Origin of the sequence: Streptomyces sp. NBC_01089 (assembly GCF_045162975.1) — a bacterium.
In the GTDB taxonomy this organism is placed as follows: domain Bacteria; phylum Actinomycetota; class Actinomycetes; order Streptomycetales; family Streptomycetaceae; genus Streptomyces.
The window spans coordinates 3,049,167-3,073,515 of record NZ_CP108660.1; the positions used below are offsets into that span (position 1 = coordinate 3,049,167).

Genomic DNA, 24,349 nt, shown 5'->3' on the forward strand with positions numbered 1-24,349 from the left:
TGGCGCAGCTCGGACCGGCCGCGCACCGGCCGTGGAACCGGTGCCCGCCCCGCCGGAAGGCCGGTGCCGGACGGAAACCGGCGCCGGACGGAAAGCCGGTGATCAGACCGGCCGCAGATGCACGATGTCACCCGCGCCGACCGGCTGCACCCCGTTCTCGGTGGCCAGGACCAGCCGGCCGTCACCGTCGACGGCGACGGCCTCCCCGGTCAGCGAGGCGCCGCCGGGCAGCTCGGCCCGCACCGTGCGGCCCAGGGTGGAGCAGCCCGCCGCGTACGCCTCCTGGAGCCGGGAGGCCGCCGGGTCGCCGTCCGCGGCGCGCCACTCTCCGTACCACTGCTCCAGGGAGCGCAGTACGGCGCGCAGCAGCGGGTCGCGGTCGGTGGTGACCGCCCCGGCGAGTGCCAGGGAGCCCGCGGTGGGGACGGGCAGTTCCTCGGCGCGGAGCGAGACGTTGAGGCCGAAACCGATCACGACGGCGCCGTCGGCGGTGCGTTCGGCGAGGATGCCGCCCGCCTTCCGCTCGGCGCCTTCGACGGTGACGAGCAGGTCGTTCGGCCATTTCAGCGCGGTGTCGATCCCGGCCGCCCGGGAGAGACCTGCGGCCACCGCGACCCCGGTGAGCAGCGGCAGCCACCCCCAGCGCTCGGCCGGGATCCGCGGGGAGGGCCGCAGGAGTACGGAGACGAAGAGCCCGGACCGCGCGGGCGCCGACCAGACGCGGTCCAGCCGCCCGCGGGCCGCGCTCTGCTCCTCGGCCACCAGCACCGCGCCCTCGTCAAGACCGGCGGCCCGCTCCCTGAGGTCGGAGTTGGTGGACCCGGTGGACGCGACCACGTCGAGTGAGGTCCACAGCGATCCCGGCCGAACCAGCGCGCGGCGCAGGGCCGTCGCGTTCAGCGGCGGCCGTTCCAGGTCCGACCAGCGGTTGTCAGGTACATCGGATGACGTCATGCAACCCACAGTAGGTGTGGCAAACGACGCACTGCCGAGGCGCACCAGCGCCGATACGCTACGTGCAAGTAGCCGAAACGCCCTGTCATACGCCTGAGCACCCAGGGAGCCGCATCCCGATGTCCGAGCCGGAAGAGATCAACGTGCACACCACCGCGGGGAAGCTCGCGGATCTTCAGCACCGCATCGAAGAGGCGACACACGCCGGTTCGGCGCGTGCGGTGGAGAAGCAGCACGCCAAGGGCAAGCTGACCGCCCGTGAGCGGGTGGAACTGCTCCTCGACGAGGGGTCGTTCACGGAGCTGGACGAGTTCGCCCGGCACCGCTCCACCAACTTCGGCATCGAGAAGAACCGCCCGTACGGCGACGGAGTGGTGACCGGGTACGGCACGGTCGACGGCCGCCCGGTCTGTGTCTACTCGCAGGACTTCACCATCTTCGGCGGCTCGCTCGGCGAGGTCTACGGCGAGAAGATCGTCAAGGTCATGGACTTCGCCATGAAGACCGGCTGCCCCATCATCGGGATCAACGACGGCGGCGGCGCCCGGATCCAGGAGGGTGTGGCCGCGCTCGGGCTGTTCGCCGAGATCTTCCGCCGCAACGTCCACGCGTCGGGTGTGATCCCGCAGATCAGCCTGATCGTCGGCCCGTGCGCCGGCGGCGCCGTGTACTCGCCCGCGATCACCGACTTCACGGTGATGGTCGACCAGACCTCGCACATGTTCATCACGGGGCCCGACGTCATCAAGACGGTCACGGGTGAGGACGTCGGCTTCGAGGAGCTGGGCGGCGCCCGTACGCACAACACCACGTCCGGTGTGGCGCACCACATGGCGGGCGACGAGAAGGACGCGATCGAGTACGTCAAGTCGCTGCTCTCCTACCTCCCTTCGAACAACCTCTCCGACGCGCCCGCCTTCCCGGAGGAGGCGGGCCTGGAGACCTCGGACGTGGACCGGGAGCTGGACACGCTCATCCCGGACTCGGCGAACCAGCCGTACGACATGCACACGGCCATCGAGCATGTGCTGGACGACGCCGAGTTCCTGGAGACCCAGAGCCTGTTCGCGCCGAACATCCTGACCGGTTTCGGCCGGGTCGAGGGGCATCCGGTCGGCATCGTGGCCAACCAGCCGATGCAGTTCGCGGGCTGTCTGGACATCAACGCGTCGGAGAAGGCGGCGCGTTTCGTCCGTACCTGCGACGCGTTCAACGTCCCGGTCATCACCTTCGTGGACGTGCCCGGCTTCCTGCCGGGTGTGGACCAGGAGTACGGCGGCATCATCCGGCGCGGCGCCAAGCTGATCTTCGCGTACGCGGAGGCCACGGTGCCGCTGATCACGGTGATCACCCGCAAGGCGTTCGGCGGCGCGTACGACGTGATGGGCTCCAAGCACCTGGGCGCCGACCTCAACGTCGCCTGGCCGACCGCGCAGATCGCCGTCATGGGCGCGCAGGGCGCGGTGAACATCCTGCACCGGCGCACCATCGCGGCGGCGGACGACGCCGAGGCGACCCGGGCCGGGCTGATCCAGGAGTACGAGGACACGCTGCTCAACCCGTACGTCGCGGCCGAACGCGGCTATGTCGACGCGGTGATCATGCCGTCCGAGACCCGTCGGCACATCGTGCGGGGGCTGCGTCAGCTGCGTACGAAGCGGGAGTCGCTGCCGCCGAAGAAGCACGGCAACATCCCCCTCTAGGCTCCGCCTCCCGACCCGCTGTCCACCCTCTACCCATCCCCACGAAGGGCTCGACGATGATCAAGGTCGTACGGGGAAACCCGACCCCGGAGGAGCTGGCCGCCGCGGTGGCGGTGGTCCAGGCGCGTGCCGCCGCGGCAGCCTCCGTACCGTCAGGACCGCCGCTGCCGCCCGAGGAGTGGTCCGACCCGGCGCGCATCGCCCGCCACCGGATACAGCAGCCGGGACCGCGGGCCTGGGCACGCACCTACTGGCCGGGATAGCGGCTACCGGCCGGGCGGGTCAGGCGGCGCGTACGTGCGCCGCCGCCCGCTCCGCCGCGCGGACCACCCGCTCGGTGTCCACGTTCAGCAGCTCGCCGCCCGACTTGCGCAGACAGCCGTCGATGAAGACCTCGCTGACGTTCGGCGGCTGCCCGTTGAGGACGATCTGGCTGATCCAGTCGAAGCGCGGGGCGAAGTTGAGCGTGCCGGGGTCCAGGACCAGTACGTCGGCGCGCTTGCCCGGTGTCAGTGATCCGATCCGGTCCGCCATCCCGATGCACTCGGCGCCGCCCATCGTGGCGAGCCGCAGCACGGCCGGGATGGTCGGGTGGATCTCGGCGTCCTGGTGGAGCGCCCGCTGGAGCCCGACGGCCGCCTTCATCACGTTGAACATGTCGGATGTGTCGTTGGTGCCGCCGTCGTGGCCGAGGCCGGCCCGGATGCCGCGCCGGTGCATCGCGGGCAGCGGCATGATGCCGGAGGCCAGCCGCATATTGCTGAGCGGGCAGTGCGCCACCCGCACATCGTGGTCGCCGGTCAGCGCGATCTCGTCGTCGGTGAGGTGGATGGCGTGGTTCATCAGGAGCTCGGGACCGAAGGCGCCGACCTCGCGCAGGGCGCGGATCTGCTCGTCCTCGCGGTCGTTCCTGTTCTCCAGCACATGGGAGTTGATCATCAGGCCGAGGTCGCGTGAGACCTCGTGCAGCAGCCGCAGATCCTTGATCTCGGCCATGCCGGCGTGCACTGCGACCTGGGCGGAGGCCAGCGGCAGCGGATCGAGGAAGTCCTTCTTCACCTCGGGGATCAGATGGCGGTCGGCGCCGCTCTGCGTCATCGCGTAGACGAACCGCAGCCCCGAGTCGTGCAGGGCGCGCACATAGCGCTCGCTCGTGTCGTACGGGATGGGGTGCACCCAGTCCACGACGGTGGTCACACCGGTCTGCAGGGCGTCCAGGGCCGCGAGATGGACGAAGCCGTACATGTCCTGGGCGTCGATCTTCGGCAGGACGGTCCGGTTGCAGGCCGCCAGCCAGCCGGTCACGTCCTGGTCGGAGCAGCCGCCGCGGATGCTCGACTGCCAGAGGTGGTTGTGGATGTCGACGAAGCCAGGCAGGACCAGCTTGCCGGTGGCGTCCACGACCCGTGCGCCGTGCGGCACATCGAGCCCTCTCCCCACAGCGGCGATCTTCCCGTCCCGCAGCAGGACGTCGGTGCCGCCCTCCATCGTGCCCAGGACGCCTTCGCCGACGCCGGGGTCCATGGTCAGGACGAGGTCGGCGCCGCGCAGCACCGTGGTACGCCGCTCGCCCGGCCGCTCGCTGTGGCCGCCCGGCCGATCGCGGGCGGCGGCCGGTAACCCGGCGGCTGCCGCCAGCGGAACACTGCCCAGACCTGCGAGAACGCTACGTCGGCTCATTTTCGGAAAGTTCATTCCATTTTTATATCCCGGTCAGGACACAGCACCGTAAGGCGGCTTCCGGCCAACTGACGGGCCGTCATGCAAGGGGAGGAGTCCGACTCGTCCGGGCAGCCTGAGTACCCGTACTCAGGCGCCGGACCCCTCCGCGGCCGCACCATCGAATGCATGCTGTGGTCCGACCCGGAGGACAGACCTCCCAAGGAGCTGCGAGACGTACAGGCGATGCTGCGCCGTGCGGGTCTCGTCCTCGCCGCGGCGGTGATTCTGGTGATGGCCGTGGCCGGGCTGCGCTGACCCGGCGGGCCCGGTCCCGTTCCGGCCGTCCCGGCTCCCCGATGCGCGGTCATACGATGTCCCCATGACTGCTCAGCGCCGCCTCGTGCTCGGTTCCGCATCGCCCGCCCGCCTCGGACTGCTCCGCAATGCCGGACTCGACCCCGAGGTGATCGTCAGCGGTGTGGACGAGGACGCGATCAGCGCCCCCACCCCCGCCGAACTCGCCCTCGTCCTGGCCGAGGCCAAGGCACGGTCGGTGGCCGCCCGGGACGCCGCGGCCGGCGCCCTGGTCATCGGCTGCGACTCCGTGCTCGAACTGGACGGCGAGGCGCTCGGCAAGCCCGCCGACGCCGAGGAGGCCACCGCGCGCTGGATGTCCATGCGCGGCCGCGCGGGCGTCCTGCAGACCGGCCACTGCGTCATCGACACCGCGACGGGGCGCAGTGTGTCGGCCACCGCCTCCACCACGGTCCGCTTCGGCGAGCCGACGGACGCCGAGGTCGCCGCTTATGTGGCGAGCGGCGAACCGCTCCATGTCGCGGGGGCCTTCACCCTCGACGGCCGCTCCGCGCCGTTCATCGACTCCATCGAGGGCGACCACGGCAATGTCATCGGCCTCTCCCTGCCGCTGCTGCGCAGGCTGCTGGCCGGACTCGACGTGTCGATGACGGACCTCTGGGTCTGAGCGGCGGCCCGCCGTACCCGCGCACCGATCACCCTCCAGGGACTCCCCTCAAGTAACTCCCCTCAGGGAACCGGAACCGGCCCCTCGGCGCAGCGCAGCGGCTCAGGCGCCGCCCCGGGGACCCCGGTCCGTGCGAAGCCGAGCCAGGTGGCACGCAGTGCGGCGCCGAGCGCGGCGACCTCCTCCCAGGGGGTGTCGCCCAGCATCGGCGCGCCCCGCCAGGCGTCCCGGCCGCCCAGCAGCAGCGGCAGCTCCACGCAGTGCGTCGCACCGAGGGCCGAGCCCGCCGGGCGCCAGTCGAGACGGTACGCGTGCACGCGCGCCCCGGCCCGTACGAGCCGGCCGCCCAGCTCCGCGAGCGGGGCCGCGTACGTCAGCGCGGTCAGCTCCGCCGGGTCGCCCTGCTCGCCGGGGAAGGCGGTCATGTCGTCGGCGTTCCAGCCGTACAGGACATCGAGGCCCCGGACGTTCCGGCCGAAGGCCGCGCCGTCCCGGCCGAGCACGCCGGCGACCGGGCCGAAAGGAGGCTCCAGAGTGCTGCCCGACCTGCGCCCATGGGCCACCGCGGTCTCCCGCTGCGCGTCGAGCAGCGCAGCGTGGCCCGCCGTCGACGGGGACTCGCCCCGCGCGGCGAGGTGTTCGGCGAAGATCCGCCCGAGCGCCTCGGCGTCCTCACGGGAGCGTTCGGCGAGTGCCGGCGGGGCGCTCTGCAGGACCGCCCGGCCGAACAGCCCCCGGGCTTCGTCCATCTCCATGAGCAGCCGGATCGAGATACCGCCGGCCGACTGACCGAAGACGGTGACGCTGCCGGGGTCGCCGCCGTACCCGGCGATGTGCTCCCGCACCCAGCGGAGCGCTTCGAGCTGGTCGTAGAGGCCGAGGTTCCCCTCGCTGACCCCGTCGAGGCAGAGGTAACCGAGCGCGCCCAGCCGGTAGTTGACGCCGACGACCACCACATCGCCCTCGGCGGCGAGCGCGCCGCCGTCGTACCAGTCCATGAGCCCGGCGCCGCTGCTGAACCCGCCGCCGTGGAACCAGACCAGCACCGGGCGGGCCCCGCCGTCCCTGGCCGGGGTGGTGACGGTCAGCTGAAGACAGTCCTCGCCCTGGGGGCGGCGGTCGTGGGGCGGGCCCATCACCGCGTCGAGCCGCGAGGGCGGCTGGGGGCAGATCTCGCCCCGGGCCGGGCGGGTGTCCCCTGCCGCCACGGCGCGCGGCCGCCCGAAGCGCTCCGCCGTCGCATAACGGATGGGGCCCGACCTGATCAGCTCCGCTCCCGGCAGCCCGGTCCCGGTCGGCCCCGTACCGGAGCGCGTCATCTCATACCTCCTGCGTGGATACATCCGTGGACACATCCGTGGATGCTCTGTGGATCGTGACGCCGTACGCCATGACACACCAATACCGGAACCGGGGTGGCCCATAGCCGCCCGGGTATAGCGCATCCAGGTATACCCATCTGCTTATGGCCTGGCACAGGAAGTGCATTTGTCCGGCATGGCTGGGCGGATCACAGTGGGACGCATGACGGCAGATACGGCGGATGCGGCAGATGCAGGGCGGTGGATCCGCAACTTCGTGGACGGACGGTATGTGGACCCGGAGGGCCCCAAGGGCACGGTCCGTGGCTTCGACAAGGTGGACCCGGCGACCGGCCGGGTGTTCGCCCGGGTGCACGAGGCGGACAGATCGCTGGTCGACCGGGCCGTACGGGGAGCCAGGCGGGCCCTCCACGACGGCTGGGCGAGCACGCCGGTCGCGGAGCGGACCGCGCTGCTGCGGCGGGCCGCCGACCGGATCGAGGCGCGCTTCGACGAGTTCGTGGCCGCCGAGGTCGCCGACACCGGCAAGCCGGTGACCCAGGCACGGTCGCTGGACGTCGCACGGGCCGTGTCGAACTTCCGCAGCTTCGCTGATGTGGTCGCCGCAGCCGGCCAGGAGTCCTTCCTCACCGACCTCCCCGGCGGCCGGCAGGCCCTCAACTACGCGGTGCGCAAGCCGCTCGGCGTCGTCGCGGTCATCGTGCCGTGGAACCTGCCGCTCCTGCTGCTGACCTGGAAGGTCGCCCCGGCGCTCGCCTGCGGCAACGCGGTGGTCGTCAAGCCCAGCGAGGAGACACCCGCCACCGCGGCGCTGCTGGCCGATGTACTGGCCGAAGCCGGCCTGCCCGCAGGGGTGTACAACGTGGTCCACGGCTTCGGCGCCGACTCCGCGGGCGCGTATCTGACCTCCCATCCGGGGATCGACGGGGTGACCTTCACCGGTTCGTCCGCCACCGGATCGCAGGTGATGAAGACCGTCGCGCCCCGCGTGCGCCCGGTCTCCTTCGAACTGGGCGGCAAGAACGCCGCCATCGTCTTCGACGACGTCGACACCGACGAGGCGCTCACCGGACTGGCCCGGTCCGTCTTCACCAACACCGGGCAGGTCTGCCTCTGTACGGAGCGGGTGTACGTCCAGCGTTCGGTGTTCGCGGACATCGCGGACGGGCTGGCCGAGCGCGCCCGCGCCCTGCGCCTCGGCGCACCGGGCGACGAACGGACCACCACGGGACCGCTGATCTCACAGGCCCACCGCGCCAAGGTGCTGGGCTACTTCGACCTGGCCGAACAGGCCGGGGCGAAGGTCCTCACCGGCGGCGGGGTGCCGGAGCTGGGCCCGGAGCTTTCGGGCGGCTCCTGGATCGAGCCGACGCTCTGGACGGGGCTGACCCACGCGGACCGCCCCGTACGCGAGGAGATCTTCGGCCCGGTGGCCGCGCTGATCCCCTTCGACACCGAGGAGGAGGCCATCGCGCTCGCCAACGACACCGAGTACGGCCTCGCGGCCTCCGTCTGGACCAACGACCTGCGCCGCGGCCACCGGGTGGCCCAGGCGATGGACACCGGCATGGCCTGGGTCAACACCTGGTTCCTGCGCGACCTGCGCTCCCCCTTCGGCGGTACCGGACTCTCCGGCATCGGCCGGGAGGGCGGCGCGTCATCGATGCACTTCTACACCGAGCCGACGAATGTGTGCGTACAGCTGTGAACGATCACCACTCCCCCGCCGGGGCCGGCACGGAGCCGCCCGCCCTGGCCGGCACTGAGCTCTCCGACCGGATCGGCTCCGCGGTCGCGCGGCTCGCCGGAGCCGCAGCCACCCGTACGCCGTGCGCGCCCGTCAGGGAGTTCATCGGCGGTACGGATCTGGACGCCGCCCTTGAGGTGCAGCGGCGGCTCGGCGACGCCAGGAGCGCGGCCGGTGCCCGGGTCGTGGGCGCCAAGATCGGGCTCACCGCCCCTGTCGTACAGCAGCAGTTCGGCGTGGACCAGCCGGACTTCGGGGTGCTCTTCGACGACATGGTGTACGCCCACACCGAGCCCCTGCCGCTCGGCCGGTTCCTCCAGCCGCGCGCCGAGGGCGAGATCGCCTTCGTGCTGGGCCGCGACATCGACCGGCCGGGCGCGGGCGTCGCCGATGTCCTGCGGGCCACCGAGTTCGTGCTCCCCGCCATCGAGATCGTGGACTCCCGGATCGCCGGCTGGGACCTGTCCCTCGCGGACACGGTGGCGGACAACGCCTCCAGCGGCGCGGTCGTCCTCGGTGCCACCCCGTACTCGCCGGCCGGCCTCGACCTCGCGCGGGTCGGGATGACGCTCCAGCGGGACGGCGAGCCGGTCGCGTTCGGCGCCGGTCACGCCTGCCTCGGCTCACCGGCCGTCGCGGTCGCCTGGCTGGCACGCGAACTCATCGAACGCGGGCGGCCGTTGCGCGCGGGCGACGTGGTCATGTCCGGCGCGCTCGGCCCGATGGTGCCGGTCGGCGGGCCGGGCCGGTTCCGGCTCCTCCTGGACGGGCTGGGCGAGGTCGAGGCCGTCATCGAGGAGGCGGCCGAGACCGCGGAGACGGCCACGGGCACGGGCACGGGCACGGCGAAGACGCCCCAGAAGGCCGGGAAGACCGAGAAGGCCGAGGAAACCGGCGGGCGGGAGCGGCCGGTGGCCGCCGCCGGGACCACCGCAGGCCCGGAGCAGCGCATCGACGCTGCCACCGTGGACGGTCTGGCCGCACGGCTCGACGCGGCGCAGACCTCCCGGGCCGACACACCGAGCCTCGCCGACACCCACACCTTCGGCATCGACGACGCGTACGCGGTGCAGGCGGCGCTGCTGGCCCGCAGGCAGGCGCGCGGCGAGCGCGTCACCGGCGTGAAACTGGGCTTCACCAGCAAGGCGAAGATGGCTCAGATGGGCGTGTCCGACGTGATCGTCGGCCGGCTGACCGACGCGATGCGGATCGTGGACGGCGAGGACGTGGCGCTCGACCGCTTCATCCACCCCAAGGCGGAGCCTGAGGTCGCGTACCGGCTCTGCCGCGACGTCGACCCGGACGACCCGCTGACGGACATCGAGTCCTGTGTGGACGCGATGGCACCGGCGATCGAGATCATCGACTCCCGTTACCGGGACTTCCGGTTCACCTACGGCGATGTCGTCGCGGACAACACATCGGCCGCCGGCTACGCGATCGGCCCCTGGCGCCCCGTCGGCGAGGCGGCCAACCGCGCGGTCCGGCTGCGCACCGCCACGGCCGAGGCGACCGGCTCGACGGCCGCCGTTCTCGGCGACCCGGTGCGCGCGCTGCACGCACTCCTCGACATGTGCCGCCGCCGCTCCATCCCGCTGCGGGCCGGCCACGTCGTGCTGGCGGGAGCGGCAACAGCCGCTGTCCCACTGACCGCAGGGGTCACCACCTGCGACGTCGCCGGGCTCGGCTCGGTGTCACTGAAGGGAGTCCGATGAGCGGCGCACAGGTGATCAAGGGCCGGGCCACTCCGCGCGGCAGGTTCCCGCATGTGAAGGTCGTCGGCGGTGTCGTCTATGTGTCGGGCACCAGCTCGCGCAGGCCGGACAACACCTTCGTGGGCGCCGAGGCCGACGAACTGGGCACCACCCGGCTGGACATCAGGGCGCAGACCCGCGCCGTGATCGAGAACATCCGGGCCATCCTCGCCGAGGTCGGCGCGGAGCTGTCGGACATCGCCCAGCTCACCACGTATCTGGTCTCCATGAACGACTTCGGCGGCTACAACGAGGTCTACGGCGAGTACTTCGACGAGCAGGGGCCGACCCGGACGACGGTCGCCGTACACCAGCTGCCGCACCCGCATCTGCTGATAGAGATCCAGGCGGTGGCCCATCTGCCGCACGGCACAGATTCGCACGGCACGGATTCACACGGCACAGATTCACACGGCACGGAGGTGCTCTCATGACCGCCATCCCCCCGGTCATCGATTTCCAGGGCTGGATCACCGAGCACGAGCACCTGCTCAAGCCCCCGGTGAACAACAGGACCATGTCACTCGGCGAGGACTTCATCGTCCAGATCGTCGGCGGCCCCAACGAGCGGACCGACTACCACCTCGACCCGTACGAGGAGTGGTTCTACCAGGTCAAGGGCGATATGCACGTCAACGTCATGGCCGAGGACGGCCCGCGGACCGTGCACATCAAGGAGGGCGAGGCATGGCTGCTGCCCGGTAACCTCCCGCACTCCCCGCAGCGGCCCGACCCCGCCTCGATCGGGCTGGTCATCGAGCGGGTACGCGAGGAAGGGACCCTGGAGCGTTTCCAGTGGTACTGCCCCGACTGCGCGGCCCTCGTCCATGAGACCGAACTCCAGGTCCGGGACATCGTCGCCGATCTGCCGCCGGTGTTCGCCGGGTTCTACGACGACGAGAAGGCCCGGGGCTGCCCGCGGTGCGGCGCTCTCCACCCCGGGAAGGGCTGACCGTGGACGACCGTACGATCGACATCCACACCCACTACGTACCGCGCGGCTGGCCCGATCTGGCGGCCGACGCCGGACCCGACGCGCCCTGGCTGCGGATCGAGTCCGAGTCCGAGGCCATGATCATGACGGGCACCCGGGAGTTCCGCCGGATCCAGCAGGACTGCTGGGACGCGGAGACCCGGCTGCGCGACATGGACAAGGACGGCGTAGGGACCCAGGTGGTCTCCCCCACCCCGGCGTTCTTCCAGTACGGCCGCAGCGGCGCCGAGGCCGCCAGGATCGCGCGGATCTTCAACGATCTGGCCCTGGAGATCGTCGCCCCGGCGCAGGACAGGCTGATCCCCTTCTGCCAGGTGCCGCTCCAGGACACCGACGCGGCCTGCCGCGAGGTGGAACGCAGCATCGCCAACGGCCACCGGGGCGTGGAGATCGGCAACCACGTCGGTGACCTCGACCTGGACAGCGAAGGGGTCGTCACCTTCTTCCAGCACTGCGCGTCGCTGGATGTGCCGGTCTTCGTCCACCCCTGGGACATGGCGGGCTCGCCCCGGCTCGACCGCTGGATGGCGCAGTGGCTCACCGCGATGCCCGCGGAGACCCATCTGTCGATCCTCGCGATGATCCTGGGCGGGGTCTTCGACCGGATCGACGACCGGCTGAAGATCTGCTTCGCGCACGGCGGCGGGTCGTTCGCCTTCTGGCTGGGCCGGATGGAGAACGCGTGGCACGGCCGCCACGACGTCATCGGCACCTCGCGGTTCCCGCCGTCGCACTACATCGGCCGGTTCTACGTCGACTCGGTGGTCTTCGACGACCGGGCCCTGCGGCTGCTGGTCGACACGGTCGGCGCCGACCGGGTGATGGTGGGCAGCGACTACCCGTACCCGCTGGGCGAACGCCCGGTCGGTGACGTCGTACGCAAGAGCGGCTTCCTCACCGACGCGGACCGCGCGCTGATCACCCACGGCAACGCGGAACGCTTCCTGGGAGCAACCGGAGCAGCGGGATCAGCAGGCGCAGCCGGCTGAAGGAGCGCTTCAGGCCCGCTGGGAGCCGGAGCCGTCGCCGTCACCGCTCAGCGGGGCCATACCGGCGGCGACGTCCTCCAGGCCCCGGATCAGCGCCCGCGCCGATGGACTGGGGGTACGGGCGGCGGGCAGCGTCAGTCCGACGCTGTGGCCGATCGGCTCCAGCGGGACGTCGAGCCGGACGATCCTGGGGTCGTCGCGGATGATGAGGCTGGGCAGCGCCGCCACCACATCGGTCTCCAGGAGGAGCTGGCGCACGGTCAGGAACGAGGTGGTCTCCACCCGGTTCACCGGCAGGGCGATCCCGTGCCGGGCGAAGAACTCCTCGATCTCCCGGCGCAGCGCGGTCTCCGCGCCCGGCAGGATCCACGGGTAGTCCGCCAGCTCCGCGAGATCCACCGCCCGCTGCCCGGCGAGCGCGTGCGAGGCCCTGACGACCAGCTCGACCGACTCGTCGTACAGCTTGCGGCGCACGGTGTGCTCGTCGGACGCCACGGTCAGCCGCCCCACGATGAAGTCGACGCGTCCGGCCTCCAGTTCGAGGAGCAGCGCTTCGGGCGAAGCCTCCCGGACGACCACGGTGAGCTGGGGGCGCACCTTCTTGACGGTGGCGATGGCGCGCGGGAGCAGCACGTTCGACCCGGCGAGATGGGTGCCGACGATCACCGTGCCGCGGTCGGCATCGGCCAGCTCGACCACATGGCGGCCCGCCTGCGTCAACTCGGCCAGCACGGTACGGGCGTGGGTGGTGAACGCCTCACCGAAGACGGTCGCCGTGACACCGCGGGGGCCGCGCTCGAAGAGCGGCACGCCGAGGATGTCCTCCAGCTCGTGCAGGCTGCGGGTGGCCGCGGGCTGCGTCACATGGAGTTCGGCGGCGGCGCCGACCACACTGCCCCGGCGGGAGAGCGCGTCGACGAGGACCAGATGACGGAACTTCAGCCGGCCGTCGAGCAGGCGGGGGATCTTCACCCGGCCGACCCTAGAGCCTGGCACCTCGCGAGGGGCATCAGACGGCCGCTGGGGTGCCTTCGGCCACCACGGGCTCCGGGCGGCCCCCGTCGTACGCCACCAGGGTCAGGACGATCAGTCCGAGCACCACGATCATCGCGGCGAAGGCGGGCCAGCCGACCAGGCCCAGGGTGAGCGCGCCGAGCACGCCGTGCACCACCGCGCAGGTGATCAGCAGGATCCGGCCGAAGCGGCCCGGCCCGCGGTCCGTGATGCCGGCGCGCAGCGGGAAGAACGCGCAGAGCAGCAGATAGACACCGAAGAGACCCCCGGCTATCCAGGAGCCGGTGCTTATCGCGCTCGGCCGCAGGCCCGCCAGGGACATGTTCTGGTTGTCGGCCACCTTGCCGAGTATCAGATTCACGAAGGCGATCCCGAACGCCTCGAGGACGAGGACGATCGCAGCCACCAAGGCCACCGGCCTGCGCGCCATGAGCCCACCCCCCAGTGAGTACGCCAGTGAGTACTCAGTCAGATCTCCGCCGGATGCCGCGCGTTACCGCTGTTACCGCAAGTACGTGCGACACGCGCAGGCTACTAACGGGTACTCGCCGGGACAAGGGGGGCGGAGGGATCGGAACGGGCGGCAAAGAATCGCCCGGCCCTTCGTAGGGACTCCACAAAGAATCGCGAGCCGCAGCGGTCCCGACCGACAGAGACCTAACCCACATGGCGGGGCTACTGTGGGTTCCGGGAACCCTCCGTACCGTGGTGTGACAAGGGAATTCGCGGCATCGCCGACGCTCGTGTCACACCGTGTGTGGGGAAGCTCACCCATGGGGACAGGTCGAAACACGGTGTCGGCAGTCCCTAAACTCAGCATGTTTCAGCGAACTCTTCGGCACGATGACCTGCCGAGTAAACCCGGCTCGGGTGCGAGCGGGGAAAACACCGCAAGGAGGGAGCCATCGTGCACAAGGTGCTCATCGCCAACCGTGGCGAGATCGCTGTCCGTGTCGCACGGGCCTGCCGGGACGCCGGGATCACGAGCGTAGCCGTCTACGCCGATCCGGACCGGGACGCACCACACGTACGCGCGGCCGACGAGGCGTTCGCCCTGGGCGGTGACACCCCGGGCACCAGCTACCTGGACATGGGCAAGGTCCTCCAGGCGGCGAAGGACTCGGGCGCCGACGCCATTCACCCCGGATACGGCTTCCTCTCGGAGAACGCCGAATTCGCCCAGGCCGTCCTGGACGCACAGCTCACCTGGATCGGCCCGCCGCCGCAGGCCATCCGCGACCTCGGCGACAAGGTCGCCGCCCGGCACATCGCACAGCGCGCGGGCGCGCCCCTCGTCGCGGGCACCCCCGACCCGGTCGAGGGCTCCGGCGAGGTCGTGGCCTTCGCCGAGGAGAACGGCCTGCCGATCGCCATCAAGGCGGCCTTCGGCGGTGGCGGCCGCGGCCTGAAGGTCGCCCGCACCCTCGAAGAGATCCCCGAGCTGTACGACTCGGCGGTCCGCGAGGCCGTCGCCGCCTTCGGGCGCGGCGAGTGCTTCGTCGAGCGCTACCTGGACAAGCCGCGGCACGTCGAGACCCAGTGCCTGGCCGACAAGTTCGGCAACGTCGTCGTCGTCTCCACCCGTGACTGCTCCCTCCAGCGCCGCCACCAGAAGCTGGTCGAGGAGGCGCCCGCGCCCTTCCTGAGCGAGGAGCAGAACTCCGAGCTGTACGCCGCGTCCAAGGCCATCCTCAAGGAGGCCGGCTACGTCGGCGCGGGCACCGTCGAGTTCCTGGTGGGCCTCGACGGCACCATCTCCTTCCTGGAGGTCAACACCCGCCTCCAGGTGGAGCACCCCGTCACCGAAGAGGTCAGCGGCATCGACCTGGTGCGCGAGATGTTCCGTATCGCCGACGGCGAGGAGCTGGGCTACGACGACCCGAAGCTGCGCGGTCACTCCTTCGAGTTCCGTATCAACGGCGAGGACCCGGGCCGCGGCTTCCTGCCCGCCCCGGGCACCGTCACCACCTTCGCCCCGCCGACCGGCCCCGGTGTCCGCCTCGACGCGGGCGTCGAGTCCGGCTCGGTCATCGGCCCCGCCTGGGACTCGCTGCTCGCCAAGCTGATCGTCACCGGCGCCACCCGCGAGCAGGCCCTCCAGCGGGCCGCCCGCGCCCTGGACGAGTTCACCGTCGAAGGCATGGCCACCGCCATCCCCTTCCACCGCGCGGTCGTCAGGGATCCGGCCTTCACGGCCGACCCCTTCCGGATTCACACCCGGTGGATCGAGACCGAGTTCGTCAACGAGATCCCGCCGTTCGCCCCGGCCGGCGGCGACGCGGACGAGGACGAGTCCGGGCGCGAGACGATCGTCGTCGAGGTCGGCGGCAAGCGTCTTGAGGTCTCGCTGCCGTCCTCGCTGGGGATGACCCTGGCCCGTACGGGTCTGGCGGCGGGCGCCAAGCCCAAGCGCCGGGCGGCCAAGAAGTCCGGCTCCGCCGCTTCGGGCGACTCGCTCGCGTCCCCGATGCAGGGCACGATCGTCAAGGTCGCGGTCGAGGAGGGCCAGGAGGTCAAGGAGGGCGACCTGGTGATCGTCCTGGAGGCGATGAAGATGGAGCAGCCGCTCAACGCGCACCGCTCCGGCACCGTCAAGGGCCTCACCGCCGAGATCGGCGCCTCCATCTCGTCGGGCGCCATGATCTGCGAGATCAAGGACTGACGACCGGGCCGGCAGCCGCACGGCCAACAGCTACGGGGCGGGCCCCCGGCCGGACAGCAACCGGCCGGGGGCCCGCCCCGTAGCTGTGCAGCGTGAAGCGTGAGAACGGGGCCGAAAAGGCTCTAGCGGCGGCGCATGTCGGCCACCCGCGCCTGCTGTTGCTGTTGTTGCTGCTCGGCGAGGGAGACCGCGCTGCGCAGCGGCTGCGGACCGCCCGGGTGCGTACGCCGCTGCCCGGGGAGCGGCATGTCCCTGCGCTGCGGCCGCCCCGCGGGGACGGCCTCACCGCCCGCTCCGGGACCCGTACCGCTCTGCCCCGCCACCGCGATCTGCACGCCCTGGTCGGCGAGCGCCTGCAACTCCGTTGCCGCACGGTCGTCCTGGGCGGACGGCTCGTCGGTGACCAGCCGGGTGATCACATCCGTCGGCACGGTCTGGAACATGGTGTCGGTGCCCAGCTTGGTGTGGTCGGCGAGGACCACCACCTCGGCCGCGGCCTGCACCAGTGCCCGGTCGACGCTGGCCGAGAGCATGTTGGAGGTCGACAGGCCGCGCTCGGCGGTCAGCCCGCTGCCGGAGAGGAAGGCCCGGGAGACCCGGAGCCCCTGGAGGGACTGCTCGGCACCGCTGCCCACCAGGGCGTAGTTGGACCCGCGCAGGGTGCCGCCGGTCATCACGACCTCGACCCGGTTGGCATGGGCCAACGCCTGGGCGACCAGCAGGGAGTTGGTGACCACCGTCAGCCCGGGGACGCGTGCGAGCCGGCGGGCCAGCTCCTGCGTGGTCGTCCCCGCGCCCACCACGATGGCTTCGCCTTCTTCGACGAGCCCCGCGGCGAGATCGGCGATGGCCGTCTTCTCGGCGGTCGCGAGATGGGATTTCTGCGGAAAGCCGGATTCTCGCGTGAAACCACCCGGCAGTACCGCACCGCCGTGACGGCGGTCGAGGAGTCCTTCTGCCTCCAGCGCCCGCACGTCCCGCCGTACGGTCACTTCGGAGGTCTGGACGACACGGGCGAGCTCACGGAGCGACACGGCCCCGTTGGCACGCACCATTTCAAGGATCAATTGGCGACGTTCAGCAGCGAACACGAAACAGACAGTAACCTGACCGGCCGATCGTTCTCAGCACTTTGCGCCGAATAACAGAAATTGCGCACAGATTGCACCAGCAGGTGGTATACGGGGCGCGCTCGCCATCCACGCCCCCGCCCGCGCCCCCGACCGTCGGCCGCCCGGTCAGCCGCCCCGCCGGTCCCGTCAGTCCTCGCCGGCCATCTTCCGGGTGTGCAACTGCCGCGCCACCTCGGCGATCGAGCCGGAGAGCGACGGGTACACGGTGAAGGCGTTCGCGATCTGCTCCACCGTCAGGTTGTTGTCGACCGCGATCGAGATCGGGTGGATCAGCTCGCTGGCCCGGGGAGCCACGACCACTCCCCCGACCACGATGCCGGTACCCGGACGGCAGAAGATCTTGACGAAACCGTCCCTGATGCCCTGCATCTTGGCGCGCGGGTTGCGCAGCAGCGGCAGCTTGACGGCGCGCGCCACGATCTTGCCCGAGTCGACCTCGGCCTGGCTGTAACCGACCGTGGCGATCTCCGGGTCGGTGAAGACGTTGGAGGAGACCGTCTTGAGGTTCAGCGGCTGCACCGCGTCACCGAGGAAGTGGTACATCGCGATACGGCCCTGCATGGCCGCGACCGACGCGAGGGCGAAGATCCCGGTGACGTCACCGGCCGCGTAGACGCCGGGGGCGCTGGTGCGGGAGACCTTGTCGGTCCAGATGTGGCCCGACTCCTTGAGCCGGACACCGGCCTCATCGAGGCCCATGCCCGCGCTGTTGGGGATGGCGCCGACCGCCATCAGACAGTGCGTACCGGAGATGACCCGGCCGTCGGCCAGGGTGACCTCCACCCGGTCGCCCACCCGCTTGGCGGAGGCCGCGCGCGAGCGGGCCATCACGTTCATGCCCCGGCGGCGGAACACGTCCTCCAGGACGGCCGCAGCGTCCGGGTCCTCGCCGGGGAGCACCCGGTCACGGCTGGAGACCAGCGTGACGCGTGAGCCGAGCGCCTGGTAGGCGCCCGCGAACTCGGCGCCCGTGACACCGGAGCCGACCACGATGAGCTCTTCGGGGAGCTCGTCCAGGTCGTACACCTGCGTCCAGTTCAGGATGCGCTCGCCGTCCGGCTGCGCGTCCGGGATCTCCCGGGGGTGGCCGCCGGTCGCGAGCAGGACGGCGTCGGCCGTCAGGGTCTCCTCGGTGCCGTCGGCGGCGGTGACGATCACCTGGCGTGAGCCGTCCATGGCCTGCTGCCCGGCGAGCCGGCCGCGGCCGCGCATCACCCGGGCACCGGCCCTGGTGACCGATGCGGTGATGTCGTGGGACTGGGCCAGCGCGAGCCGCTTGACCCGTCGGTTCACCTTGCCGAGGTCCACACCGACCACCCGCGCCGCCTGTTCCAGCGGTGGGGTGTCGTCGGCGACGATGATGCCCAACTCCTCGTACGAAGAGTCGAAGGTCGTCATCACCTCGGCCGTGGCGATCAGAGTCTTGGACGGCACGCAGTCGGTGAGCACGGATGCCCCGCCGAGACCGTCGCAGTCGACGACGGTCACCTCCGCGCCGAGCTGGGCGCCGACCAGCGCGGCCTCATATCCGCCAGGTCCGCCGCCGATGATCACGATCCGGGTCACGAAAAATCCGCCTCGCGTTGTCACCCCGGCCGCACTGCCGCCCCGGCCGGGGGTCCGGGGGGAGCCCCCGGGGAATGCAGTACGTGCTTCATTGTCCCGCACTCTTCAAGATGCTTCACCCCCGGGGCTCCACCGGGCCCCACCGAGGCCCCACGGAGGTCTTCGATGTGACCCGGGGCACCCTCACGGGCCCGCCCGCCGAGGCGGTTGAGGGCGGTTGTCGCGGCGAAGTGACCCGGCCCCGAAATGCCACTGTCGTACCCTCGACAGCATGTCGCTCTACGCCGCGTACGCCGGCAACCTCGACGCGCGGCTGATGAGTCGCCGCGCCCCGCACTCCCCCCTGCGCGGCACCGGCTGGCTCAACGGCTGGCGGCTGACCTTCGGCGGGGAGCAGATGGGCTGGGAGGGCGCCCTCGCCACCCTGGTGGAGGCCCCGCGCTCACAGGTCTTCGTCGCCCTCTACGACATCGCCCCGATGGACCAGGACTCGATGGACCGCTGGGAGGGCGTCGGCCTCGACATATACCGGCGGATGCGGGTCAGGGTGGACACCCTGGAGGGCGAGGAGCCCGCCTGGATCTACGTACTGAACGGGTACGAGGGCGGCCTGCCGTCGGCGCGCTACCTGGGCGAGCTGGCCGACGCGGCCGAGTCGGCGGGCGCGCCGCACGACTATGTGATGGAGCTGCGCAAACGCCCCTGCTGAGGCGGGCAGGCCCAGCGGGACGCGGCGTTCGTCGGAAACGACAAGACAACGATCCCAACTCCGTCGGCCACAACATCTACGCGCGTAGGCCGAATGCGGTTACCCTCTTCGGCGTGAACGCTTCAGTTAACCCGGACCTCCAGGGCGCCGCCGACAACCCCACTGTCGCCGCCGACGCCGCCGCCACCCGCCTGCGTGAGCTCACCGGCGCGGAGACCCACGACGTCGCCCTCGTGATGGGCTCCGGCTGGGCCCCCGCCGTCGACGCGCTGGGCACCCCCGTGGCCGATTTCGCCGTGACCGAACTGCCCGGGTTCCCGCCGCCCGCCGTCGAGGGCCACGGCGGACGCATCCGCTCGTACGCCGTCGGGGGCAAGCGCGCGCTGGTCTTCCTGGGCCGTACCCACTACTACGAGGGCCGCGGGGTGGCCGCCGTCTCGCACGGCGTGCGCACCGCCGTCGCCGCGGGCTGCAAGACGGTCGTCCTGACCAACGGCTGCGGCGGCCTGCGCCCCGGGATGCGTCCCGGCCAGCCGGTCCTCATCAGTGACCACATCAACCTGACGGCCACATCGCCGATCATCGGCGCCAACTTCGTGGACCTCACCGACCTGTACTCGCCGCGGCTGCGGGCGCTCTGCAAGGAGGTGGACAGCACGCTGGAAGAGGGCGTGTACGTCCAGTTCCCCGGCCCGCACTACGAGACGCCCGCCGAGATCAACATGGTCCGGGTGCTCGGCGGCGACCTGGTCGGCATGTCGACGGTGCTCGAAGCCATCGCGGCGCGTGAGGCGGGTGCGGAGGTGCTCGGTATCTCGCTGGTCACGAACCTGGCGGCCGGGCTGACCGGTGAGCCGCTGAACCACGAAGAGGTACTGCAGGCGGGCCGCGACTCGGCCACACGGATGGGCTCGCTGCTCTCGAAGGTCCTGGAACGGATCTGAAGCGCCCCCCAGGTGTCCTCCGCCGGACGGGCTTGTTCGTGCCGGGCACCGGCACGAACCCCAGCCCCTCCGGCGATCGAGGAGCGGGGGCCTGGGGGCGGAGCCCCCACCCCATGAGGAACGAAAGGCAGAACCACCGTGCAGCAGGACCTGATCACCCGCGCCAGGACGTGGCAGGCGGAGGACCCCGACCCCGACACCCGCGAGGAGCTGGCACGGCTCATCGAGGCAGCCGCCTCCTCCGGTGACACCACCGAGCTGGCCGCCCGCTTCAGCGGCACCCTCCAGTTCGGCACCGCCGGCCTCCGCGGAGAGCTGGGCGCGGGCCCGATGCGGATGAACCGGGCCGTCGTCATACGCGCGGCGGCCGGCCTCGCCGCCTACCTCAAGGCGCAGGGACAGGCGGGCGGCCTGGTCGTCGTCGGCTACGACGCCCGCTACAAGTCCGCGGACTTCGCCCGGGACACCGCGGCCGTGATGACGGGCGCCGGTCTGCGCGCGGCCGTACTGCCGCGCCCGCTGCCCACCCCGGTCCTCGCCTTCGCCATCCGCCACCTCGGCGCGGTCGCGGGCGTCGAGGTCACCGCGAGCCACAACCCGCCCCGCGACAACGGCTACAAGGTCTATCTCGGGGACGGCTCGCAGATCGTGCCCCCGGCGGACACCGGGATCGCCGCGCGGATCGACGCGGTGCGGAGCCTGCACGACGTACCGCGCCCCGACAGCGGCTGGGAGACCCTCGGCGAGGACGTCCTGGACGCCTATCTGGCCCGTACGGACGCCGTACTGACCCCCGGCTCCCCCCGCACCGCCCGCACCGTCTACACGGCGATGCACGGGGTCGGCACGGAGACCCTGCTCAACGCGTTCGCCCGGGCCGGCTTCCCGGCGCCGGTGCTCGTCGCCGAACAGGCCGAGCCAGACCCGGCGTTCCCCACGGTCGCCTTCCCCAACCCGGAGGAGCCGGGCGCGATGGACCTCGCCTTCGCGACGGCCCGCGGCGCGACGCCCGACCTCGTCATCGCCAACGACCCGGACGCGGACCGCTGCGCGGTGGCCGTCCCGTACGAGGGCGACTGGCGCATGCTGCGCGGCGACGAGCTGGGCGCGCTGCTCGCCGCGCACCTGGTGCGGCGCGGGGTGACCGGCACGTTCGCCGAGTCGATCGTGTCGTCGTCGCTGCTCGGCCGGATCGCCGAGGCGGCCTCGCTGCCGTACGAGGAGACGCTGACCGGGTTCAAGTGGATCGCCCGCGTCGACGGCCTGCGGTACGGGTACGAGGAGGCGCTCGGGTACTGCGTCGACCCCGACGGCGTACGCGACAAGGACGGCATCACGGCGGCCCTGCTCGTCGCCGAACTGGCCTCGGTGCTGAAGGCCGAGGGCCGCACGCTGCTCGGCCTGCTCGACGAACTGGCCGTCCGGCACGGGCTGCACGCGACGGACCAGCTCTCGGTGCGCGTCGACGACCTGTCGGTGATCGCGGACGCGATGCGGCGGCTGCGCGAACAGCCGCCGGCCGAGCTGGCGGGCCTCAAGGTCACGAGCACCGAGGACCTGTCGAACGGCACGGAGCACCTGCCGCCCACGGACGGCCTGCGCTACCACCTGGAGGGCGCCCGGGTGATCGTCCGCCCGAGCGGCACCGAGCCGAAGCTCAAGTGCTATCTGGAGGTGGTGCTCCCGGTGGAGGCCATCGGCGACGTCCCGGCGGCCAGGACCCGGGCGGACGGGCTCCTGACGGCGATCAAGGCGGACCTGTCGCAGGCGGCGGGTCTGTAGGCCCGTCGAGCCACTCGGCACCCCGATGGCCCGCTGTCCGGTATCACCAGGGCAGTGGGCCTTCGGCGTCGAAGAAGCCCCCGGTCGGGCCGTCCGGGCCCACCTGCGCCATCCGCACGATGATCCCGGCGCCCTGCTCGACGGTCTGGATGCCCGTGTTCCCGTTCAGGTCGGTCTTGGTGAAGCCGGGCTCCACCGCGTTGATCCGCATCTGCGGGAACGCCTTCGCGTACTGCACGGTGATCATGTTGACGGCGGTCTTGGACGCCGGATACGCGACCCCCGGGTAGGCGTACGCCGGGGTGTCCGGCGTGGCGACCCCGGTCAGTGAGGCCAGACCGCTGCTGACGTTGACCACCACCGGGGCGGCCGAGCGCCGCAGCAGGGGAAGGAAGGCGTGGGTGACGCGCACGGTGCCGAAGACGTTCGTCTCGAACGTGCTGCGCATCGTGTCGGCTGTCACGTCCGCGGCGCCGATCACGGTGTTGTCCGCGCCGCGCTCCTCGATGCCGGCGTTGTTGACGAGTACGTCCAGACCGCCGTCGGCCGCGACGGCCCGCACGGCGGCCGCGACGGACGCGTCGTCGGTGGTGTCGATGACGACCAGCCGCGCGCCCAGCTCATCGGCGGCCAGGCGCCCTCGTTCGGCGTCGCGGCTGCCCAGGTAGACGGTGTGGCCCGCGGCGATGAGGCGGCGGGCGGTCTCGTGGCCGAGACCCTTGTTCGCTCCGGTGATCAGTGTTGTTGTCATGCCTCCACGATGCGGCGGGGACGGTGGGTCAGCCAGGCGTCCCGTCTTCCTGGGACTGCCGGTACCAGGACGATCCGCACGGTCCGGGGCACAGTGGTGTCATGGCGACCACGGAGTTCGGACAGGCGGTGCGGCGCTGGCGCGACCGGGTCTCCCCGGAGGCGGCCGGGCTGCCCGTCGGCGGTCACCGGCGTGCGGCCGGGCTGCGCCGCGAGGAGCTGGCCCTGCTGGCCGGGATCTCGGTCGACTACGTCACCCGTCTCGAACAGGGCCGGGCCGCCAACCCGTCGGTGCAGGTCGTCGAGGCGCTGGGCCGGGCGCTGCGTCTGTCGGGGGCCGAGCGCGAGCATCTGTTCGCGGCCGCCGGGCTCGTACCGCCGGGGCGGGGCACGGTGCCCGCGTACATCACGCCCGGCGTCCAGCGGATGCTGGACCGGCTGACCGGCACACCTGTCGCGGTCTACGACGCGGCGTGGACGCTGCTGCTGGCCAACCCGCTGTACACGGCACTGATGGGCGAGTGGCACGGCAAGGACCGCAACGCGGTGTGGCGCAACTTCCTCGGCTCTGGCACACGCGCCCGCCAGACACCGGAGTCCCGGCGCGCGCTGGAGACCTCGCAGGTCGCCGGGTTGCGGGCGACGGCGGCCCGGTATCCGGCGGACCAGCGGCTGCGGCGCCTGATCGCCGAACTGCGGTCCGGCAGCGACCGGTTCGCGGAACTGTGGGACTCCGGGGGCGTGGAGCGGCACGACGTCTCGCACAAGACGATCGACCATCCACGGATCGGCTCCGTGACGCTGGACTGTGACGTGCTCAGCGTGGCGGGCAGTGACCTGCGCATCATGATCTACACGACGGAGCCAGGCACCAGGGACGCCGAACAGCTCGCGCTGCTCACCGTCCTCGGCACCCAGGCGCTGGTCGGCTAGGGGTTCCCACTCGCGTGGAGCCGGCGCGCATCTCACCCCTCACACCGCACACCGCGCGCCTCACACCGGGCAGGACCGGGCCGGGCCGCCCGCTCAGCGGTCGGAGAGCAGCCCGGCGTCGTGGGCGAGGACGGCGGCCTGCACGCGGTTGGCGCAGCCGGTGCGGGTCAGGATGCGGCTGATGTGCGCCTTGACCGTGCCGGCGCTCAGATACAGCTGACCGGCGATCTCCGCGTTGGACAGCCCGGTGCCCAGCAGCCGCAGGACGTCCTGTTCGGCCGGGGTCAGTTCTGCGGTTCTGCGGAGCGCGGCCTCGGTGTTCCGGCCGGACTCCAGCTGACGGTCGAGCAGTTGCCGGGTGATCCGGGGCGCCAGGACCGGTTCGCCTCCGGCGGCGCGCTGCACGGCGCGGATCAGGTCGGCGGGGCCGGTGTCCTTGAGCAGGAACCCGCTCGCGCCGGCCCGCAGGGCGCGGGTCACGCTCGCCTCCTCACCGAACGCCGTCAGCATCACGACGCAGGTACGGGGCGAGATACGGGCGATGTCCTCGGCGGCGGCGACTCCGTCGCGCTCCGGCATCTGGATGTCGAGCAGGGCCACATCGATGTCCTGGGTACGGCACGCCGCGGCGGCCGCGTAGCCGTCGCCCGCCTCGGCGACCACTTCGATGTCCTCGGCGTTCTCCAGGATCAGCCGGATTCCCACGCGCATCAGCGCCTCGTCGTCGGCGACCAGGACTCGGATCATCG

At 71.6% G+C, this 24,349-nt stretch carries 23 protein-coding genes and 1 pseudogene; 15 read left to right on the top strand and 9 right to left on the bottom strand.

Annotation, left to right across the window (positions count from 1 at the left end):
* Positions 1-102 precede the first annotated feature (102 nt).
* Entirely contained in the window at positions 103-954 is an 852-nt protein-coding gene (locus tag OG510_RS13330) for a biotin--[acetyl-CoA-carboxylase] ligase (RefSeq protein WP_406136982.1), read from the bottom strand.
* Between the two features lie 119 nt (positions 955-1,073).
* Here OG510_RS13330 and OG510_RS13335 point away from each other — a divergent pair, with 119 nt between their 5' ends.
* Positions 1,074-2,657 carry an acyl-CoA carboxylase subunit beta gene (locus tag OG510_RS13335; RefSeq protein ID WP_406136983.1) on the top strand — a complete coding sequence of 528 codons (1,584 nt, stop codon included), beginning with the start codon at positions 1,074-1,076 and terminating at the stop codon, positions 2,655-2,657.
* A gap of 56 nt (positions 2,658-2,713) precedes the next feature.
* A complete protein-coding gene (locus OG510_RS13340) occupies positions 2,714-2,920 on the top strand; it encodes an acyl-CoA carboxylase epsilon subunit (RefSeq protein WP_406136984.1) in 207 nt (68 codons plus the stop codon).
* A gap of 19 nt (positions 2,921-2,939) precedes the next feature.
* Here the strand turns inward: OG510_RS13340 and OG510_RS13345 are convergent, their stop codons facing one another.
* A complete protein-coding gene (locus tag OG510_RS13345) occupies positions 2,940-4,337 on the bottom strand; it encodes an amidohydrolase family protein (RefSeq protein WP_406136985.1) in 1,398 nt (465 codons plus the stop codon).
* Positions 4,338-4,505: 168 nt separating this feature from the next.
* On the opposite strand from OG510_RS13345, the gene mmpB reads away from it, so the two are divergent.
* Positions 4,506-4,634, top strand: coding sequence for a morphogenic membrane protein MmpB (gene mmpB, locus OG510_RS13350; protein ID WP_275402786.1), 129 nt, complete (start codon positions 4,506-4,508; stop codon positions 4,632-4,634).
* 64 nt (positions 4,635-4,698) lie between these two features.
* The gene (locus tag OG510_RS13355; protein WP_406136986.1) at positions 4,699-5,301 is read left to right on the top strand and encodes a nucleoside triphosphate pyrophosphatase; all 603 of its coding nucleotides are present in this window, start codon (positions 4,699-4,701) and stop codon (positions 5,299-5,301) included.
* Positions 5,302-5,363: 62 nt separating this feature from the next.
* Here the strand turns inward: OG510_RS13355 and OG510_RS13360 are convergent, their stop codons facing one another.
* Positions 5,364-6,620, bottom strand: coding sequence for a carboxylesterase family protein (locus OG510_RS13360; RefSeq protein ID WP_406136987.1), 1,257 nt, complete (start codon positions 6,618-6,620; stop codon positions 5,364-5,366).
* A 205-nt stretch (positions 6,621-6,825) separates the two neighbouring features.
* Here OG510_RS13360 and OG510_RS13365 point away from each other — a divergent pair, with 205 nt between their 5' ends.
* From OG510_RS13365 to OG510_RS13390, 6 genes and pseudogenes are all read left to right on the top strand, one after another.
* Complete coding sequence (locus tag OG510_RS13365; protein ID WP_406136988.1) at positions 6,826-8,331, top strand: 2-hydroxymuconic semialdehyde dehydrogenase; 1,506 nt, start codon at positions 6,826-6,828, stop codon at positions 8,329-8,331.
* 44 nt (positions 8,332-8,375) lie between these two features.
* Positions 8,376-9,179 (top strand): annotated as a pseudogene (locus OG510_RS13370) (2-keto-4-pentenoate hydratase); the annotation flags it as partial.
* A 141-nt stretch (positions 9,180-9,320) separates the two neighbouring features.
* Positions 9,321-10,085: a 2-keto-4-pentenoate hydratase gene (locus OG510_RS13375; RefSeq protein ID WP_406142383.1), complete on the top strand. Its 765-nt coding sequence runs from the start codon at positions 9,321-9,323 to the stop codon at positions 10,083-10,085.
* Positions 10,082-10,558, top strand: coding sequence for a RidA family protein (locus tag OG510_RS13380; RefSeq protein WP_406136989.1), 477 nt, complete (start codon positions 10,082-10,084; stop codon positions 10,556-10,558). Before OG510_RS13375 ends, OG510_RS13380 begins: the two co-directional genes overlap by 4 nt.
* Positions 10,555-11,076 (top strand): 3-hydroxyanthranilate 3,4-dioxygenase, encoded by a 522-nt coding sequence (locus tag OG510_RS13385; protein ID WP_406136990.1) that lies wholly within the window; start codon positions 10,555-10,557, stop codon positions 11,074-11,076. The genes OG510_RS13380 and OG510_RS13385 overlap by 4 nt, the downstream gene beginning before the upstream one ends.
* A 2-nt stretch (positions 11,077-11,078) precedes the next feature.
* Positions 11,079-12,107: an amidohydrolase family protein gene (locus tag OG510_RS13390; RefSeq protein WP_406136991.1), complete on the top strand. Its 1,029-nt coding sequence runs from the start codon at positions 11,079-11,081 to the stop codon at positions 12,105-12,107.
* Positions 12,108-12,116: 9 nt separating this feature from the next.
* On the opposite strand, the gene OG510_RS13395 is transcribed toward OG510_RS13390, so the two are convergent.
* Together OG510_RS13395 and OG510_RS13400 are read right to left on the bottom strand one after the other, a co-directional pair.
* Positions 12,117-13,079 carry a LysR substrate-binding domain-containing protein gene (locus OG510_RS13395; protein ID WP_406136992.1) on the bottom strand — a complete coding sequence of 321 codons (963 nt, stop codon included), beginning with the start codon at positions 13,077-13,079 and terminating at the stop codon, positions 12,117-12,119.
* A 37-nt stretch (positions 13,080-13,116) separates the two neighbouring features.
* Entirely contained in the window at positions 13,117-13,551 is a 435-nt protein-coding gene (locus OG510_RS13400) for a hypothetical protein (protein WP_406136993.1), read from the bottom strand.
* A 477-nt stretch (positions 13,552-14,028) separates the two neighbouring features.
* On the opposite strand from OG510_RS13400, the gene OG510_RS13405 reads away from it, so the two are divergent.
* Positions 14,029-15,783, top strand: a complete 1,755-nt coding sequence (locus OG510_RS13405; RefSeq protein ID WP_406136994.1) for an acetyl/propionyl/methylcrotonyl-CoA carboxylase subunit alpha — start codon at positions 14,029-14,031, stop codon at positions 15,781-15,783.
* Between the two features lie 122 nt (positions 15,784-15,905).
* Here OG510_RS13405 and OG510_RS13410 read toward each other — a convergent pair whose 3' ends face one another.
* On the bottom strand, positions 15,906-16,874 hold the full coding sequence (locus tag OG510_RS13410) for a DeoR/GlpR family DNA-binding transcription regulator (RefSeq protein ID WP_406136995.1): 969 nt from the start codon (positions 16,872-16,874) through the stop codon (positions 15,906-15,908).
* A gap of 168 nt (positions 16,875-17,042) precedes the next feature.
* Positions 17,043-18,482, bottom strand: a complete 1,440-nt coding sequence (locus OG510_RS13415; protein WP_406136996.1) for an NAD(P)H-quinone dehydrogenase — start codon at positions 18,480-18,482, stop codon at positions 17,043-17,045.
* Positions 18,483-18,753: 271 nt separating this feature from the next.
* On the opposite strand from OG510_RS13415, the gene OG510_RS13420 reads away from it, so the two are divergent.
* The 3 genes from OG510_RS13420 (at position 18,754) to OG510_RS13430 (ending at position 21,917) form a co-directional block, all read left to right on the top strand.
* Positions 18,754-19,191, top strand: a complete 438-nt coding sequence (locus tag OG510_RS13420; protein WP_164266553.1) for a gamma-glutamylcyclotransferase — start codon at positions 18,754-18,756, stop codon at positions 19,189-19,191.
* A gap of 113 nt (positions 19,192-19,304) precedes the next feature.
* A complete protein-coding gene (locus OG510_RS13425; protein ID WP_406136997.1) occupies positions 19,305-20,135 on the top strand; it encodes a purine-nucleoside phosphorylase in 831 nt (276 codons plus the stop codon).
* A gap of 138 nt (positions 20,136-20,273) precedes the next feature.
* Positions 20,274-21,917, top strand: a complete 1,644-nt coding sequence (locus tag OG510_RS13430) for a phospho-sugar mutase (protein ID WP_406136998.1) — start codon at positions 20,274-20,276, stop codon at positions 21,915-21,917.
* A gap of 43 nt (positions 21,918-21,960) precedes the next feature.
* Here the strand turns inward: OG510_RS13430 and OG510_RS13435 are convergent, their stop codons facing one another.
* On the bottom strand, positions 21,961-22,668 hold the full coding sequence (locus OG510_RS13435; protein ID WP_406136999.1) for an SDR family NAD(P)-dependent oxidoreductase: 708 nt from the start codon (positions 22,666-22,668) through the stop codon (positions 21,961-21,963).
* A gap of 101 nt (positions 22,669-22,769) precedes the next feature.
* On the opposite strand from OG510_RS13435, the gene OG510_RS13440 reads away from it, so the two are divergent.
* The gene (locus OG510_RS13440; RefSeq protein ID WP_406137000.1) at positions 22,770-23,600 is read left to right on the top strand and encodes a helix-turn-helix transcriptional regulator; all 831 of its coding nucleotides are present in this window, start codon (positions 22,770-22,772) and stop codon (positions 23,598-23,600) included.
* 93 nt (positions 23,601-23,693) lie between these two features.
* Here OG510_RS13440 and OG510_RS13445 read toward each other — a convergent pair whose 3' ends face one another.
* Positions 23,694-24,347 (bottom strand): response regulator, encoded by a 654-nt coding sequence (locus OG510_RS13445; RefSeq protein WP_406137001.1) that lies wholly within the window; start codon positions 24,345-24,347, stop codon positions 23,694-23,696.
* Positions 24,348-24,349 lie beyond the last annotated feature (2 nt).

Bases quoted from the DNA above. Each gene is read 5' to 3' on its own strand.
- OG510_RS13385 (WP_406136990.1), top strand. From the start codon at position 10,555: ATGACCGCCATCCCCCCGGTCATCGATTTCCAGGGCTGGATCACCGAG.
- OG510_RS13445 (WP_406137001.1), bottom strand. From the start codon at position 24,347: ATGATCCGAGTCCTGGTCGCCGACGACGAGGCGCTGATGCGCGTGGGA.
- OG510_RS13345 (WP_406136985.1), bottom strand. From the start codon at position 4,337: ATGAGCCGACGTAGCGTTCTCGCAGGTCTGGGCAGTGTTCCGCTGGCG.
- OG510_RS13440 (WP_406137000.1), top strand. From the start codon at position 22,770: ATGGCGACCACGGAGTTCGGACAGGCGGTGCGGCGCTGGCGCGACCGG.
- OG510_RS13360 (WP_406136987.1), bottom strand. From the start codon at position 6,620: ATGACGCGCTCCGGTACGGGGCCGACCGGGACCGGGCTGCCGGGAGCG.
- OG510_RS13365 (WP_406136988.1), top strand. From the start codon at position 6,826: ATGACGGCAGATACGGCGGATGCGGCAGATGCAGGGCGGTGGATCCGC.
- OG510_RS13340 (WP_406136984.1), top strand. From the start codon at position 2,714: ATGATCAAGGTCGTACGGGGAAACCCGACCCCGGAGGAGCTGGCCGCC.
- OG510_RS13420 (WP_164266553.1), top strand. From the start codon at position 18,754: ATGTCGCTCTACGCCGCGTACGCCGGCAACCTCGACGCGCGGCTGATG.
- OG510_RS13335 (WP_406136983.1), top strand. From the start codon at position 1,074: ATGTCCGAGCCGGAAGAGATCAACGTGCACACCACCGCGGGGAAGCTC.
- OG510_RS13400 (WP_406136993.1), bottom strand. From the start codon at position 13,551: ATGGCGCGCAGGCCGGTGGCCTTGGTGGCTGCGATCGTCCTCGTCCTC.
- mmpB (WP_275402786.1), top strand. From the start codon at position 4,506: ATGCTGTGGTCCGACCCGGAGGACAGACCTCCCAAGGAGCTGCGAGAC.
- OG510_RS13435 (WP_406136999.1), bottom strand. From the start codon at position 22,668: ATGACAACAACACTGATCACCGGAGCGAACAAGGGTCTCGGCCACGAG.
- OG510_RS13355 (WP_406136986.1), top strand. From the start codon at position 4,699: ATGACTGCTCAGCGCCGCCTCGTGCTCGGTTCCGCATCGCCCGCCCGC.
- OG510_RS13380 (WP_406136989.1), top strand. From the start codon at position 10,082: ATGAGCGGCGCACAGGTGATCAAGGGCCGGGCCACTCCGCGCGGCAGG.
- OG510_RS13330 (WP_406136982.1), bottom strand. From the start codon at position 954: ATGACGTCATCCGATGTACCTGACAACCGCTGGTCGGACCTGGAACGG.